We start from the raw sequence: 13107 nt of genomic DNA, 5'->3' as shown, positions 1-13107 counted from the left end.
CCTCAGGCGGTGATCCGGGGTTAATCGGAGGCAACGAAACCGTCCAAGGGAGACAAACCATGCGCCGCCGCCACCTGCTTGCCGCCACGGCCCTGGGTGCTGCCGCCCCCCTTCTTTCGACACCGGCCCTCGCTCAGCCAAAGAATGCGTCCTGGCCGCGCGCCCTGAACATGGGCACCGCCGCACCGGGCGGCACCTATGCGCTGTACGGGCCGGCCTGGGGCCAGATCGCCCAGGAAGCCACCGGCGTGCAGATTTCCTACCGCACGACGCAGGGCCCGAACCAGAACATCATCCTGGTGAACCGCAAGGAAATCGAGCTCGGCATGGCCACGATGGGCGTGGCGCTGCAGGCCTGGAACGGCGTCGGCGCCTGGACCCAGGGCAACAAGTTCCGCGACATCCGCGCGCTGTTCCCGATGTACGACACGCCGTTCCACGGCATCGCCCTGAAGCGCACCGGCATCACCAAGCATGCCGACCTGAACGGCAAGAGCGTCGGCGTGGGCCCGCGCGGCGGCACGCCGGGCACCTACTACCCGCAGATCCTGACCGAACTGGGCATCACCCCCTCCGCCGTCCGCTACGGCTCCGCCTCCGACCTCGTGGGCCAGATCCAGGACGGGCTGCTGGATGCCTTCCTGTTCGCTTCCGGCGTGCCGGTGCCGGCCTTCTCCGAGATCGAGGTGCAGGCCGAGGTGAACTTCCTGGACTTCACGCAGGAGGAAACCGCGAAACTGACGGCGAAGTATCCGGAACTGGCCGCGGGGTCGCTGCCCATGGGCACCTACCGCACGCAGCAGAAGCCGCTCGGCATCGTCGGCATGTACAACTTCGCCATCGCCCACAAGTCGATCCCCGACGACCTGGCCTATGAGATCACCAAGTCCGTGCTCGGCCAGAACGACCGGCTGAAGGCGGCGATCGCGGCGGCGTCGGAGACCGTGATCGGGAACTGGACCAAGAACACCTTCCTGCCCTTCCACCCCGGTGCCGCCCGCTACCTGCGGGAGAACGGCCAGAACGTGCCCGACAACCTCGTCATGGCGTGACCATCGCGGCCCCGGTCACCGCCGGGGCCGCCTTTCGCCTCCCGTTCACGGGATGGCAATGCCGGGCCGGCATGCTGCGCATCTCGCTGCACGCCGGAGCCTGCATGATGCGCCTTCTCCTCGACATGTCGGTTGGCCGAAAGCTGGCGGCGTCCGCCTGCCTGGCCCTGCTGCTGCTGACCGGGCTGGTGGGCATGGTCTGGCGCGAGAGTGCCGGCATCCTGGCGGAACAGGATGGCTCGGCACGCACCCAGGAAGCGATGGACGCTATGGAGGCCGGAGCCGACCGGCTGGGCGACGTCGCGGTGCTGGAACGCGACCTGCTGCTGACCCATGACGAGGCGGGCCAGGCGCCCGCCTGGGCCGAGATCAGTCGCGCGCTGGCGGACGGCCTGGCGCAGGTCCAGATGGCCGCCGCCAGCGTCGGGGAACCGCGTCTCCTGGCCGCCGCCGACAACCTGGCCGAGGTGGCCGCGACCTACCGGGGTGCGCTGGAACGGGTGGCGACGCAGCGGGCCCGCATGATCGTGGCGCGGGACCGGGAGTTGTTCCCGCTGTCCGCGGCCTACGATTCCACCTTCGAGTCGATCTCCACCAGCTTCGAGTTCGACCTGCCACCGGCCGAGCGCGAGGAGGCGCGGCACCGGCTGTTGACCGTGCACGCGGCGGTGAACGACGTGCGGATCGGCGTGCAGCGTCTCCTGGCGACGGGCGAGCAGGAGCAGGTCCGCCGCGTCCGCCGCGGCATCGCGCAATCCCGCGTCCATAGCCGCGGCCTGCTGGCCAATTCCAGCGTGCAGCGGCTGCGGGACGACCTTCAGAAGCTGGTGGAGCATGTTCAGGGCCTCGGCACGGCCGCCGGCACCATCCTGGATGCCGGGGAACAGGTCGCCAATGCGCGGCAGGACCAGGTGGCGCCGGCGCGCCTGGCGATGCGCGACGCCGCCGCCACCCTGGCCGCCGCCGGCGCCGCCATCGCCGCCGAGCAGCGCGCGCAGGTGTCCGAACGCACCACGCTGGTCCGCATGGGCACCGTCTGGACCGGGCTTGCCATCAGCCTGGTGCTGCTGCTTTCAGCCCTGGCCATGGCCCGCGCCATCAGCACCCCGCTGCGCCGGCTGTCCGCCATCATGGCCCGCATCGCGTCCGGCCAGGCCGACATGGCCGTGCCGGACCGCGGCCGCCGCGACGAGATCGGCCAGATGGCGGAGGCGCTGGAGGCCCTGCGCGGCACGGTGCGGACCGCCTTCGCGCAAAGCCAGATGGTGGAGCAGCTTCCCGCCGCGGTGATGAGCGCGGACCCGAACGACGGCTTCCGCATCACCTACATGAATGCGGAGACAAGGCGCCTGCTCGGCAGCATCCGCCACGTCCTGCCGATGGGGCCGGAGGACATGCTCGGCCAGTCCATCGACATCTTTCACAAGAACCCGGCGCACCAGCACGCCATGCTCGCCGATGCCTCGCGCCTGCCGCACACGGCGCGGATCCGCCTGGGCGAGGAGGTGCTGGAGCTGCGCATCTCCGCCATTCTCGATGCCGCCGGCGGCTACACCGCGGCGATGCTTGCCTGGACGGTGGGCACGGAGAAGGTCCGGCTGGCGGACACCTTCGAGACGGAGATCGGCGCCGTGGTCGCCGCCGTGGCCGAGTCCGCCACCCGGCTGCAGGACTCCGCCGTGGCGCTCAGCGGCACCGCCGCGACCTCCGGCCAGGAAGCCGCGGCGGTGGCGGCGGCTGGCGGGCGGGCGCAGGGCGACGTGCAGGCGGTGGCGGCGGCGGCCGAGGAAATGGCCAGCTCCGTCCACGAGATCTCCCGCCAGGTGGGGGAGGCCGCCCAGGTCGCCCGCCGCGCGGTGGCGGAGGCGCAGGCCACCGACACCACGGTGCAGGGCCTGTCGGAGGCCGCGGCGCGGATCGGCGACGTGGTGCGGCTGATCGGCGACATCGCGGGGCAGACCAACCTGCTGGCGCTGAACGCGACGATCGAGGCCGCCCGCGCCGGGGAGGCCGGCAAGGGCTTCGCGGTGGTGGCGTCCGAGGTGAAGTCCCTCGCCGGCCAGACCGCGAAGGCGACGGAGGAGATTGCCGCCCAGATCGGCCAGATGCAGCAGGCGACGAGCCAGGCCGTGGCCGCGATCCGCGGCATCGGCGCCACGGTCGAACGCACCAGCGAGATCGCCACCGCGATCGCCGCGGCGGTGGAAGAACAGGGGACCGCCACGCAGGAGATCGCCCGCAGCGCGGCACAGGTGGCGGAGGCGACGCAGACGGTGGCGCAGCGGATCGAGGGGGTGCGCGGCGCGGCGGAAGCCACCGGCGCCTCGGCGGGTGCCATGCGCGACGACAGCGGCGCGCTGGCCGGCCAGGCGCGGCAGCTCAAGGAAAAGACCGACAGCTTCCTGCGCAGCGTGCGGTCCATGTAGGCGCGCCGAAGCTTGCCCATGCGGGCCGGAAGCGCCTAAGCCCGCCGCCACATCGAAGGAACGGCAGCATGGGCTACAGGATGGCCGTGGTCGGCGCCACCGGCGCGGTGGGGCGCGAGATCCTCAAGACGCTGGCGGAGCGCAGCTTCCCGGTGGACAGCATGGTGGCCCTCGCCTCCGGCCGGTCCGCCGGCCAGCAGGTCTCCTTCGGGGAGGACCAGGTGCTGACGGTGAAGTCGCTGGGCAGCTTCGACTTCACGGGCATCGACATCGCGCTGTTTTCCCCCGGCGCCGCGATCAGCGCGGTGCATGCGCCGCGGGCGGCGGCCGCCGGCTGCGTCGTGATCGACAACACCAGCCAGTTCCGCATGGACCCCGACGTGCCGCTGGTGGTGCCGGAGGTGAACCCACAGGCGCTGGCGCGCTTCAAGAAAAGGCGGATCATCGCCAACCCGAACTGCTCCACCATCCAGATGGTGGTCGCCCTCAAGCCGCTGCACGACCTGGCGCGGGTGAAGCGCGTGGTGGTGTCCACCTACCAGTCGGTGTCCGGCGCGGGGCGGGAGGCGATGGACGAGCTGTGGTCGCAGACCCGCGGCGTCTATGTGAACGAAACGCCGCCGTCGGAGCAGTTCACCAAGCAGATCGCCTTCAACTGCATCCCCCACATCGACAATTTCCTCGGCGACGGCTCGACGCGGGAGGAGACGAAGATGGCGGAGGAAACCCGCAAGATCCTGAGCCCGGACATCGCCGTGATGGCCACCTGCGTCCGCGTCCCGGTCTTCATCGGCCATGCCGAGGCGGTGCATGTGGAGTTCGAGGAACCCATCACCGAAGCCGACGCCCGGTCCGCCCTGCGGGAGGCGCCGGGGGTGATCCTGCTCGATCGCCGGGAAGACGGCGGCTATGCGACGCAAGCCGAGACCGCCGGCGAGGACGCCGTCTATGTCAGCCGCCTGCGCCGCGACCTGACGGTGCCGAACGGGCTGGCCTTCTGGTGCGTCAGCGACAATCTGCGCAAGGGCGCGGCACTGAACGCGGTGCAGATCGCGGAGGAACTGGTGGCGCAGGGGCTTTTAGGGTCGCGATGACCAGTACCGTCGTACCCCCAGGCAAACAGCACCCGGATGACAGGGCTGTTGGCAAACCTCCTCTCAACACCTCCGGAGACGCACTCGCCCTCCCTGAAACCGCGTTGTCAGGAGTTCCAGTCTAGCTGACCGGTCGCCCGGCGGGGCCGGCTCGCAGGAGGGCTTGAGCAAGCTCAACATCGTCCCCGATCATGCGAATGAGTTTCCGCAAACCGTCCTCGAGGGCCAATCTTGCATTCGCGCCGCTCGCCAGTTGAAGACTTGGGACGATTCCCTCCGCTGTGAAAGTCTTTGCCAGGACCAGGCGGCCGGACCTGTCGGTCAGGCGAACGTTGACCGAAAGGTCAGCTTTTGCCGACCCGGCAAAGAATCCGGTCTGGAACTGGCTGAAGAAGCGAAGAACCTCGACGTCGAGCCGCGCTTCGCTTCCACCAATTCTGAATCCTCGCGAAGTCAGTTCCTCTACGATGGCACGTTGAGTTTCGGTGATCACGTCGTTGGTGGAAATGATCGGAGCCATCTCCATTCCATACCCATTTATTTTATTACTAACCCGGTCTCTAATCGTCCTGCCGTCTCGCGTATCGACCGACACTACAACTTCCGAGGCGCCGGGGATGGCTTGAACTCCGGGGGCCGCAACATGGCGCACTTCGATGTAGTCGCGCTCAAGGGCGCAGCCGCTGAGCAGCATGCAAGCCAGGATTAGGCGCCGCATTTCGGATCCTCCGGATTGTATCGAAGTTGTATCATGCTTTGCTGTGGCGTGAAGCCGACAGCCTCGCGCAAAGAAGTCGAGATCTACCGGCCCAGCAGTCGACCTCGCCGTCAAAACAGCAACCGCAGGATCGTCGCCAGCGCGGCACCCGCCGTCAGCATCTTGTGCAGCACGTCCAGCACCGGCTGCCACGGCGAGGGCGTGGGCTTCGCCGCCGGCTTGGGCGCGCGTTTCCGGGCCTGGCGCCGAGGGGCGAAGCGGGGCAGCTTGGCGCGGGGGTCCGGCTGGGGCATGAGGCAAGGATATCATTCCTAATCATCCCATTCACCCCCTATTTGTTCTCATTTTCCCGCCACGCCGCGTTGCGCTATGGCGCGCTGCACCATAGAACGCTGTTGACAGTGTGCGCCGCGCCCCGGGCAGCCAATCCGGCACGCCGCGCACCATGAGGAGCGGGCACCGCATGTCATCGATGCAGGATCAGCAGGACCCCACCATGCTGGGTCTCCGGACCGACGGCACCCAGGTCCGCCGGCCGCTGTCGCCGCATCTGCAGGTCTACGACATGATGCAGATGACCAGCGCGCTGTCGATCTCGCATCGCATCACCGGCGTCATCTGGGCGGCCGGCACCGTCGTGATGGTGTGGTGGCTGGTCGCTGCCGCCTCCGGCCCCGTGGCCTTCGACCGGGTGCAGTGGTTCCTCGGCTCCTTCGTCGGCATCCTGCTGCTGATGGGCGTCACCGCCGCCGCCTGGTTCCACACCCTGGCCGGCATCCGCCACCTGTTCTGGGATGCGGGCTATGGCTACGACATCCCGACCACCTACAAATCCGGGCGCATGGTGCTGGTCGGCACGGCGGTGCTGACGGCGCTGACCTGGCTCGCGCTGCTGCTGTCCTGGTAAGGAACGAGACCATGGCCGCCCAGGACCCCTCGCTGCGCCAGACCACGCTCCGCACCCCGCTTGGCCGCGTGCGCGGCTCGGGCTCCGCGAAATCCGGCACGCATCACTGGTGGATGCAGCGCGTCAGCTCCATCGCGCTGCTGCCGCTGACCATCTGGTTCGTCGTGTCGCTGGCGACCTCCGCCGGCATGACGCAGCTGGAGGCTGCGGCGTGGATCGGGCATCCGCTGAACGCCGTGCTGCTGCTGGCCTTCATCGGCCTGACCTTCCAGCACACCGCCTCCGGCCTGCAGGTGATCCTCGAGGATTACGCCAAGCCGGAATGGGTGAAGATCGCGTCCATCCTGGCGGTGAAGGCGGTGTGCGTTCTGCTGGCGCTGGCCGCCGTGGTTGCGGTTTTGCGCCTTGCGGTCCGGGTCTAAGCACCAAATACGATACCAACCGGCGCGGGCCATTTCGCCCCGCCACACGGATGGACGGCAGACCAGATGAACGCCATCTCCAAGCCCGCGATCGGCGGCGGGGCCTACCGCATCGTCGACCACACCTATGACGTGGTCGTGGTCGGCGCCGGCGGCGCGGGGCTTCGCGCCACCTTCGGCATGGGTGCCTCGGGACTCAAGACCGCCTGCATCACCAAGGTGTTCCCGACGCGCAGCCACACCGTGGCCGCCCAGGGCGGCGTCGGCGCCGCGCTCGGCAACATGGGCGAGGATGACTGGCGCTGGCACATGTACGACACCGTGAAGGGGTCGGACTGGCTCGGCGACCAGGACGCCATCGAATACATGTGCCGGGAGGCGATTCCGGCGATCATCGAGCTGGAGCACTACGGCGTCCCGTTCTCCCGCACCGAGGACGGCAAGATCTACCAGCGCCCCTTCGGTGGCCACATGCAGGACTACGGCAAGACCCCGGCGATGCGCGCCTGCGCCGCCGCGGACCGCACCGGCCATGCCATCCTGCACACGCTGTACCAGCAGGCTCTGAAGGCGAATTGCGAGTTCTTCGTCGAATACATCGCGCTCGACCTGATCATGGACGATGAGGGCGTCTGCCGCGGCGTCACCGCCTGGAACCTGGAAGACGGCAGCCTGCACCGCTTCCGGGCGCAGACCGTGGTGATGGCGACCGGCGGCTATGGCCGCGCCTACTTCTCCTGCACCTCCGCCCATACCTGCACCGGCGATGGGGGCGGCATGGTGCTGCGGGCCGGCCTGCCGTTGCAGGACAACGAGTTCGTCCAGTTCCACCCGACCGGGATCTACGGCTCCGGCTGCCTCGTCACCGAAGGCGCCCGCGGCGAGGGCGGCTACCTGACCAATTCCGAAGGCGAGCGCTTCATGGAGCGCTATGCGCCGACGGCGAAGGACCTCGCCTCCCGCGACGTCGTCTCCCGCGCCATGTCGATGGAAATCCGCGAGGGCCGCGGCGTCGGCCCGCAGAAGGACCACATCCACCTGCACCTGGAACACCTGGGCGCCGCGCTTCTCCACGAACGCCTCCCCGGCATTTCCGAAACCGCGAAGATCTTCGCCGGCGTGGACGTGACGAAGGAGCCGATCCCGATGCTGCCGACCGTCCACTACAACATGGGCGGCATCCCCACGAACATCCACACGGAAGTCCTGAACCCCACGGCGCAGGACCAGGACCGGGTGGTGCGCGGGCTGATGGCGGTGGGCGAGGCCGCCTGTGTCTCCGTCCATGGCGCCAACCGCCTCGGCACCAATTCCCTGCTGGACCTGGTCGTGTTCGGCCGCGCCGCCGCGCACCGCGCCGCCGAGACCATCAAGCCGGGTGCGAGCCAGGCCCCGCTGCCGCCGGGTGCCGGCGAGAAGTCCTTCGCGCGCTTCGACAAGGTGCGCAACGCCAAGGGCGGCCAGACGGTCGCCAATGTGCGCTCGCAGATGCAGCGCACCATGCAGGAACACGCGGCCGTCTTCCGCACCTCCGAGCTGCTGAAGGAAGGCGTGGACAAGATGAACCTCGTCGCTGCCAGCTACGACGACATCCGGATCGCCGACCGCAGCCTGATCTGGAACAGCGACCTGGTGGAGGCGCTGGAGCTCGACAACCTGATCGGCAACGCGCTGACCACGGTGGTGGGCGCCGAGGCCCGCAAGGAAAGCCGCGGCGCGCATGCGCATGAGGATTATCCGGACCGCGACGATGCCAACTGGATGAAGCACACCCTCGCCTGGGTGGACGACAAGCGGAACGTGAAGCTGGACTACCGGGACGTGAAGATGCGCACCCTGACCAACGAGGTTCAGGTCTTCCCGCCCAAGGCGCGCGTCTACTAGGAGCCCGATCACGACCATGGCCACCTTCACGCTGCCGAAGAACTCGACCATCACGAAGGGCAAGCACTTCCCCGCGCCCGCCGGCGCGAAGAACGTGCGGCCCTTCAAGATCTACCGCTGGGATCCGGACTCGGGCGAAAACCCGCGCACAGACACCTTCGACATCGATCTCGACCAGTGCGGACCCATGGTCCTGGACGCGCTGATCAAGATCAAGAACGAGGTGGACACCACGCTGACCTTCCGGCGGTCGTGCCGCGAGGGCATCTGCGGCTCGTGCTCGATGAACATCGACGGGCTGAACACCCTCGCCTGCTTGAAGCCGATCGAGGATGTGAAGGGCGAGGTCCGCATCCACCCGCTGCCGCACATGCCGGTGGTGAAGGACCTGGTGCCCGACCTGTCGCAGATCTACGCGCAGCTCCGCAGCGTCGAGCCCTGGCTGAAGGCGGACACCCCCCCGCCGCCGGATGGCGAGCGCCTGCAAAGCAAGGAGGAGCGCGCCAAGCTTGACGGGTTGTGGGAATGCATCCTGTGCTTCTGCTGCTCCACCGCCTGCCCATCCTACTGGTGGAACGGCGACCGCTACCTCGGCCCGGCCGTGCTGCTGCAGGCCTATCGGTGGATCGCCGACTCGCGCGATGAGCACACCGGCGAGCGGCTGGATGCGCTGGAAGATCCGTTCAAGCTGTACCGCTGCCACACCATCATGAACTGCACCCGGACCTGCCCGAAGGGGCTGAACCCGGCGCAGGCCATCGGCGACATCAAGAAGATGCTGGCCGAACGGGCGGTCTGATTGAATAACCGATGACTGGGCTGCTGACCGTCGCGCTGTTCGCCACGGCGCTTCTGTTCGGCGGCATGGCCTTCTTCGCCGCCGTCATCGCGCCGTCGGTGTTCCGCGTGCTGCCGGCCGACATGGCCGGCCGCTTCCTGCGCGGCGTGTTTCCGCCCTACTACCTCTGGGTTCTGGCAACCTCGGCCGCCGCGGCGGTGGCGCTGTATCCGCTGTCGCCGCTCGATGCCGGCATCATGGTGGTCATTGCCGGCATGGCCTTCTGGCTGCGCCAGGTGCTGATGCCGCGGATCAACGCGCTGTCGGACCGCGCCAAGGCCGGCGATGCGGAGGCGAAACGGGGCTTCGACCTCTCCCACCGCCTGTCGGTCGCCGCCAACCTGCTCCAGATGGTCGCGGCCGGCGCCGTGCTGGGCCGATTTTTCCTGTGATGTGACAGGGCCGGCGCGGCAGGCTCATCGGGTCAGGGTTTGGGGTGCTTCGCAGGACCAAACGTGCGCGCAGGAATCCGCCCCACGGAGCGGTGCGCCGATGCGGGAGGGTGAGTGCGGGCGCGCTGCACATGCCGGGACAGTGAAGGGTCCCATGGCAGGAGCGGTTGGGCGGAAGCCGTCGCGCAAGGCAGGGCGCCACATCATGACTTCCGGCTGACCGCATGCGTGGCGAGATCCGCCAGCTGGAGGGAGTTGGCGATGTAGCGGACGACCGTGCAGCCCGGCGGACTGAAGTCGGGCGCGATGTCGGCCGTCCGGATAATGAAGATGAAGCTGGCGCGGCGCATCAGTTTTTCATCAGGCTTGTAGTGCTGGCAGAAGTCCTTGAACGTAATAATATAGTCCATTCCCATGCTGGTGCCCATCTCGTTCAGCTGTCGGTGGGCCGCCTTTCTCTCCCAGGGCTTCGTGCCATGTTTCACGAGCCAGGCCGAGATCCTGAAAGTCGCGTGCAGGAAGTGCTGCTTGCGGTTCTCGATCCCCCATTTCATGAAATTGACTGCAAGGCCCGACCCTTCCCGCCGGAACTTGCCCACGATCAGGCCCAGGCCACTGTCGGCGCTCCTGACGCCAACATCCCTTGGATAGGCGGAGAGACCACGACGCAGCGTGTCCATGTCCTTGGCGAAGAGCATCAGGCCAGCTTCATTGGTGATCGTGGATACGATCGGCTGATTGGTCTGGGCCGGCGCGCGTGAGAACAGGCCTTCGCTGGCCCCGTCGGTGATCAGTGGCGGCATCACGACGGCGATCGTTGAAAAGTAGCTCAGCGTATCGACGAGTGTCGAACCGATACCTGAGTGAAGTCGCGCCGCTGGGACGGCAGTCTGGAGAACGCGCATTGTGGCCCGGATCCCGATGTCTCAAAAGTGACGCCATCGGCGCCTCCGAACACCAAAATGCCGATCTCGGTGCTTATACGCAACAATTCTCCGGGGTCTCTGGTACGGAGCTGGATGATTGCCGCGAAGCATCCACACGGTCTGGGCCAACCCCTGCGGAGCGCACGCTGGGTGCCAGCCTGAGCGGCCCTCCGCCGCCCATCCCCATCCCGCTCCCGGTGCAGGCGCACCGGCCGTGATCTGGCCATGGCTGTGAACAGGCTTCTGTCCTGCGGCCCGACTGCGGATTGGTCAGCCCCGGCCAGCAGGCCGGGCTGCTGCTCGACCCGATGGGCGCATGGGGCCTAATCAGTGGGAGTTGGCATAACTCAGGCGCCCGGCCTATTTCCGGCCGCCCGCGGATCGCTTAATCCTGGCGACAGAAGCGGGCGTGTGCCGTCCGCGCCCTGAACAGGGAGGATGTCCATTGAATCGCCGTTCCATGCTGGGCGCCGCCGCCGCGGCCGCCCCCCTCGCCCTCGCGACCCCCGCCCTCGCCCAGTCCAGCCCGGAAGTGCGCTGGCGCGTGCAATCCGCCTTCCCGCGCGTGTTCGACGTGCTGTACGGCCAGCTGGAGCGCATCGCCGCCCGCGTCGGCCAGCTCACGGACGGCAAGTTCCGCATCCAGACCTTCCCGGCCGGCGAGATCGTCGGCACGCTGCAGATCCTGGACGCGGTGCAGCAGGGCTCGATCGAGGCCGGGCACACCGCCTCCTACTACTACATCGGCAAGGAGCCCGCCTTCGTCCCCTTCACCGCGATGTCCTTCGGCCTGACCACGCGGCAGATGACGTCCTGGTTCCGCTACGGCGGCGGCAATGAGCTCGCGGCGGAGCTGTTCCGGGACTACAACGTCCACGGCATCACCGCCGGCGACACCGGCGCGCAGATGGGCGGCTGGTTCCGCAACGAGATTTCTTCCGTCGACCAGCTCCGCGGCCTGAAGTTCCGCATCACGGGCCTGGCCGGGCGCCTGTTTCAGCGGCTGGGCGCCGAGCCGACCCTGATCGCCCCGGCCGACATCTACCCGTCGCTCGAGCGAGGCGTGATCGACGCCGCCGAATTCGTCGGCCCGCATGACGACGAGCGCGCCAACTACGTCCGCGTCGCCAAGTTCTACTACGCGCCGGGCTTCTGGGAGCCGGGCGCGCGGCTGCACTTCATGTCCAACCAGCGCGCCTGGGACGCGCTGCCGGCGCTCTACAAGCACGCCCTCGAAGTCGCCTGCGCCGAGGCCGACAGCGACATGGTCGCTCGCTACGACCACCTGAACCCGCAGGCCCTGCGCCGCCTGGTTGCCGCCGGCGCACAGCTGCGCTTCTGGCCGCGCCCGATCCTGGAAGCCGCCTGGCGCGCGAACGAGGCGATGGTCGCCGAGATCAGCGCCGGAAACCCGCGCTTCGCCAAGATCATGGAAAGCTACAACCGCTTCCGGACCGAGCAGTTCCAGTGGTTCCGGATCGCCGAGAACAGCTTCGACAACTTCGCCTTCTCGGCCGCGCAGACGGTCCGCTAGCCCAACGGTGACGTGAGGACGGGGGCCACCGCCCCCGCCTTATGCCGCCCTGATGATCCGGCTATACATCCGCCCGGACCTCGGCGGATGCATGTTTGATGGACTTCGCTACTTTTCTGGACGCCTTCCTGATGGGCGTCGTGGAGGGCGCGACCGAGTTCCTGCCCATCTCCTCCACCGGGCACATGATCCTGCTGGGGGAGCTGATCGGCTTCCAGGGCCCGCCCGGCAAGACCTTCGAAATCTGCATCCAGCTCGGCGCCGTACTGGCCGTGGTGCTGGTGTTCCGCGCCACGCTGTGGCGCCTGGCGATGCTGGCCTGGAGACCCGGGCCGGAGCGCTTCTACGCCCGGAACCTGATCCTGGCCTTCCTGCCCGCGGCCGTCATCGGCGCCCTGCTGCACGGCACCATCACGGAGCTGCTGTTCAACCCCTGGGTGGTCTGCGCCGCCCTGATCCTCGGCGGCATCGCCATCATCGCCATCGAGCGCTGGCGCCCCGACCCCTCCATCCACACCATCCCGCAGATGGGGCCCCGCGCCGCCCTGCTGATCGGCTTCGGCCAGGCACTGGCGATGATCCCGGGCACCTCGCGCTCCGGCGCCACCATCATCACGGCCCTGCTGGTCGGGGTGGAACGGCGTACGGCCGCCGAATTCAGCTTCGTCCTCGCGATCCCGACGATGTTCGCCGCCACCGCCTACAGCCTCTACAAGGCCCGCGCCGACCTGGACCTGTCCGCCCTCGGCCAGATCGGCGTCGGCTTCGTCACCGCCTTCATCGTCGCCCTGTTCGTGGTGCGCTGGCTGATGAAGGTGATCAGCCGCATCGGCTTCACCCCCTTCGGCTGGTACCGCATCGCCCTCGGCTGCACGATGCTGGCCTTCCTGATGCTGCGCTGACCGGGCGCGGTC

At 68.1% G+C, this 13107-nt stretch carries 13 protein-coding genes; 10 read left to right on the top strand and 3 right to left on the bottom strand.

The features are described 5' to 3' along the window. Positions 1-59 precede the first annotated feature (59 nt). From ACFHPP_RS07430 to ACFHPP_RS07420, 3 genes are all read left to right on the top strand, one after another. Positions 60-1052 (top strand): TAXI family TRAP transporter solute-binding subunit, encoded by a 993-nt coding sequence (locus tag ACFHPP_RS07430; RefSeq protein ID WP_437162628.1) that lies wholly within the window; start codon positions 60-62, stop codon positions 1050-1052. A gap of 104 nt (positions 1053-1156) precedes the next feature. Beyond that, the gene (locus ACFHPP_RS07425) at positions 1157-3478 is read left to right on the top strand and encodes a methyl-accepting chemotaxis protein (RefSeq protein ID WP_437162627.1); all 2322 of its coding nucleotides are present in this window, start codon (positions 1157-1159) and stop codon (positions 3476-3478) included. Between the two features lie 68 nt (positions 3479-3546). Then, positions 3547-4572: an aspartate-semialdehyde dehydrogenase gene (locus tag ACFHPP_RS07420; protein WP_437162626.1), complete on the top strand. Its 1026-nt coding sequence runs from the start codon at positions 3547-3549 to the stop codon at positions 4570-4572. Positions 4573-4693: 121 nt separating this feature from the next. On the opposite strand, the gene ACFHPP_RS07415 is transcribed toward ACFHPP_RS07420, so the two are convergent. Then, on the bottom strand, positions 4694-5290 hold the full coding sequence (locus tag ACFHPP_RS07415; RefSeq protein ID WP_437162625.1) for a YajG family lipoprotein: 597 nt from the start codon (positions 5288-5290) through the stop codon (positions 4694-4696). 110 nt (positions 5291-5400) lie between these two features. Further along, positions 5401-5583: a hypothetical protein gene (locus ACFHPP_RS07410; protein ID WP_437162624.1), complete on the bottom strand. Its 183-nt coding sequence runs from the start codon at positions 5581-5583 to the stop codon at positions 5401-5403. Between the two features lie 170 nt (positions 5584-5753). On the opposite strand from ACFHPP_RS07410, the gene sdhC reads away from it, so the two are divergent. From sdhC to ACFHPP_RS07385, 5 genes are all read left to right on the top strand, one after another. After that, entirely contained in the window at positions 5754-6197 is a 444-nt protein-coding gene (gene sdhC / locus ACFHPP_RS07405) for a succinate dehydrogenase, cytochrome b556 subunit (protein ID WP_437162623.1), read from the top strand. 11 nt (positions 6198-6208) lie between these two features. Beyond that, positions 6209-6619, top strand: a complete 411-nt coding sequence (gene sdhD, locus ACFHPP_RS07400; RefSeq protein ID WP_437162622.1) for a succinate dehydrogenase, hydrophobic membrane anchor protein — start codon at positions 6209-6211, stop codon at positions 6617-6619. A gap of 66 nt (positions 6620-6685) precedes the next feature. Beyond that, positions 6686-8503, top strand: a complete 1818-nt coding sequence (sdhA, locus tag ACFHPP_RS07395; protein ID WP_437162621.1) for a succinate dehydrogenase flavoprotein subunit — start codon at positions 6686-6688, stop codon at positions 8501-8503. A 16-nt stretch (positions 8504-8519) separates the two neighbouring features. Then, positions 8520-9302, top strand: a complete 783-nt coding sequence (locus tag ACFHPP_RS07390; protein ID WP_437162620.1) for a succinate dehydrogenase iron-sulfur subunit — start codon at positions 8520-8522, stop codon at positions 9300-9302. An 11-nt stretch (positions 9303-9313) separates the two neighbouring features. Next, entirely contained in the window at positions 9314-9733 is a 420-nt protein-coding gene (locus tag ACFHPP_RS07385; RefSeq protein WP_437162619.1) for a DUF4149 domain-containing protein, read from the top strand. Between the two features lie 203 nt (positions 9734-9936). On the opposite strand, the gene ACFHPP_RS07380 is transcribed toward ACFHPP_RS07385, so the two are convergent. Beyond that, positions 9937-10638, bottom strand: a complete 702-nt coding sequence (locus ACFHPP_RS07380) for a hypothetical protein (protein ID WP_437162618.1) — start codon at positions 10636-10638, stop codon at positions 9937-9939. 466 nt (positions 10639-11104) lie between these two features. Here ACFHPP_RS07380 and ACFHPP_RS07375 point away from each other — a divergent pair, with 466 nt between their 5' ends. Beyond that, on the top strand, positions 11105-12193 hold the full coding sequence (locus tag ACFHPP_RS07375; protein WP_437162617.1) for a TRAP transporter substrate-binding protein: 1089 nt from the start codon (positions 11105-11107) through the stop codon (positions 12191-12193). A 98-nt stretch (positions 12194-12291) separates the two neighbouring features. Then, positions 12292-13095, top strand: a complete 804-nt coding sequence (locus tag ACFHPP_RS07370) for an undecaprenyl-diphosphate phosphatase (RefSeq protein ID WP_437162616.1) — start codon at positions 12292-12294, stop codon at positions 13093-13095. Positions 13096-13107 lie beyond the last annotated feature (12 nt).

Origin of the sequence: Falsiroseomonas sp. E2-1-a20, from assembly GCF_051433195.1 — a bacterium.
In the GTDB taxonomy this organism is placed as follows: Bacteria; Pseudomonadota; Alphaproteobacteria; order Acetobacterales; family Acetobacteraceae; genus Falsiroseomonas.
Note: the sequence above shows the minus strand (reverse complement) of the source record. Positions and strands in the feature narration are given on the sequence as shown.

What these genes read in the sequence shown, in the direction of transcription:
- ACFHPP_RS07430 (WP_437162628.1), top strand. Translation starts at nt 60, where the DNA reads ATGCGCCGCCGCCACCTGCTTGCCGCCACGGCCCTGGGTGCTGCCGCC.
- ACFHPP_RS07425 (WP_437162627.1), top strand. Translation starts at nt 1,157, where the DNA reads ATGATGCGCCTTCTCCTCGACATGTCGGTTGGCCGAAAGCTGGCGGCG.
- ACFHPP_RS07420 (WP_437162626.1), top strand. Translation starts at nt 3,547, where the DNA reads ATGGGCTACAGGATGGCCGTGGTCGGCGCCACCGGCGCGGTGGGGCGC.
- ACFHPP_RS07415 (WP_437162625.1), bottom strand. Translation starts at nt 5,290, where the DNA reads ATGCGGCGCCTAATCCTGGCTTGCATGCTGCTCAGCGGCTGCGCCCTT.
- ACFHPP_RS07410 (WP_437162624.1), bottom strand. Translation starts at nt 5,583, where the DNA reads ATGCCCCAGCCGGACCCCCGCGCCAAGCTGCCCCGCTTCGCCCCTCGG.
- sdhC (WP_437162623.1), top strand. Translation starts at nt 5,754, where the DNA reads ATGTCATCGATGCAGGATCAGCAGGACCCCACCATGCTGGGTCTCCGG.
- sdhD (WP_437162622.1), top strand. Translation starts at nt 6,209, where the DNA reads ATGGCCGCCCAGGACCCCTCGCTGCGCCAGACCACGCTCCGCACCCCG.
- sdhA (WP_437162621.1), top strand. Translation starts at nt 6,686, where the DNA reads ATGAACGCCATCTCCAAGCCCGCGATCGGCGGCGGGGCCTACCGCATC.
- ACFHPP_RS07390 (WP_437162620.1), top strand. Translation starts at nt 8,520, where the DNA reads ATGGCCACCTTCACGCTGCCGAAGAACTCGACCATCACGAAGGGCAAG.
- ACFHPP_RS07385 (WP_437162619.1), top strand. Translation starts at nt 9,314, where the DNA reads ATGACTGGGCTGCTGACCGTCGCGCTGTTCGCCACGGCGCTTCTGTTC.
- ACFHPP_RS07380 (WP_437162618.1), bottom strand. Translation starts at nt 10,638, where the DNA reads ATGCGCGTTCTCCAGACTGCCGTCCCAGCGGCGCGACTTCACTCAGGT.
- ACFHPP_RS07370 (WP_437162616.1), top strand. Translation starts at nt 12,292, where the DNA reads ATGGACTTCGCTACTTTTCTGGACGCCTTCCTGATGGGCGTCGTGGAG.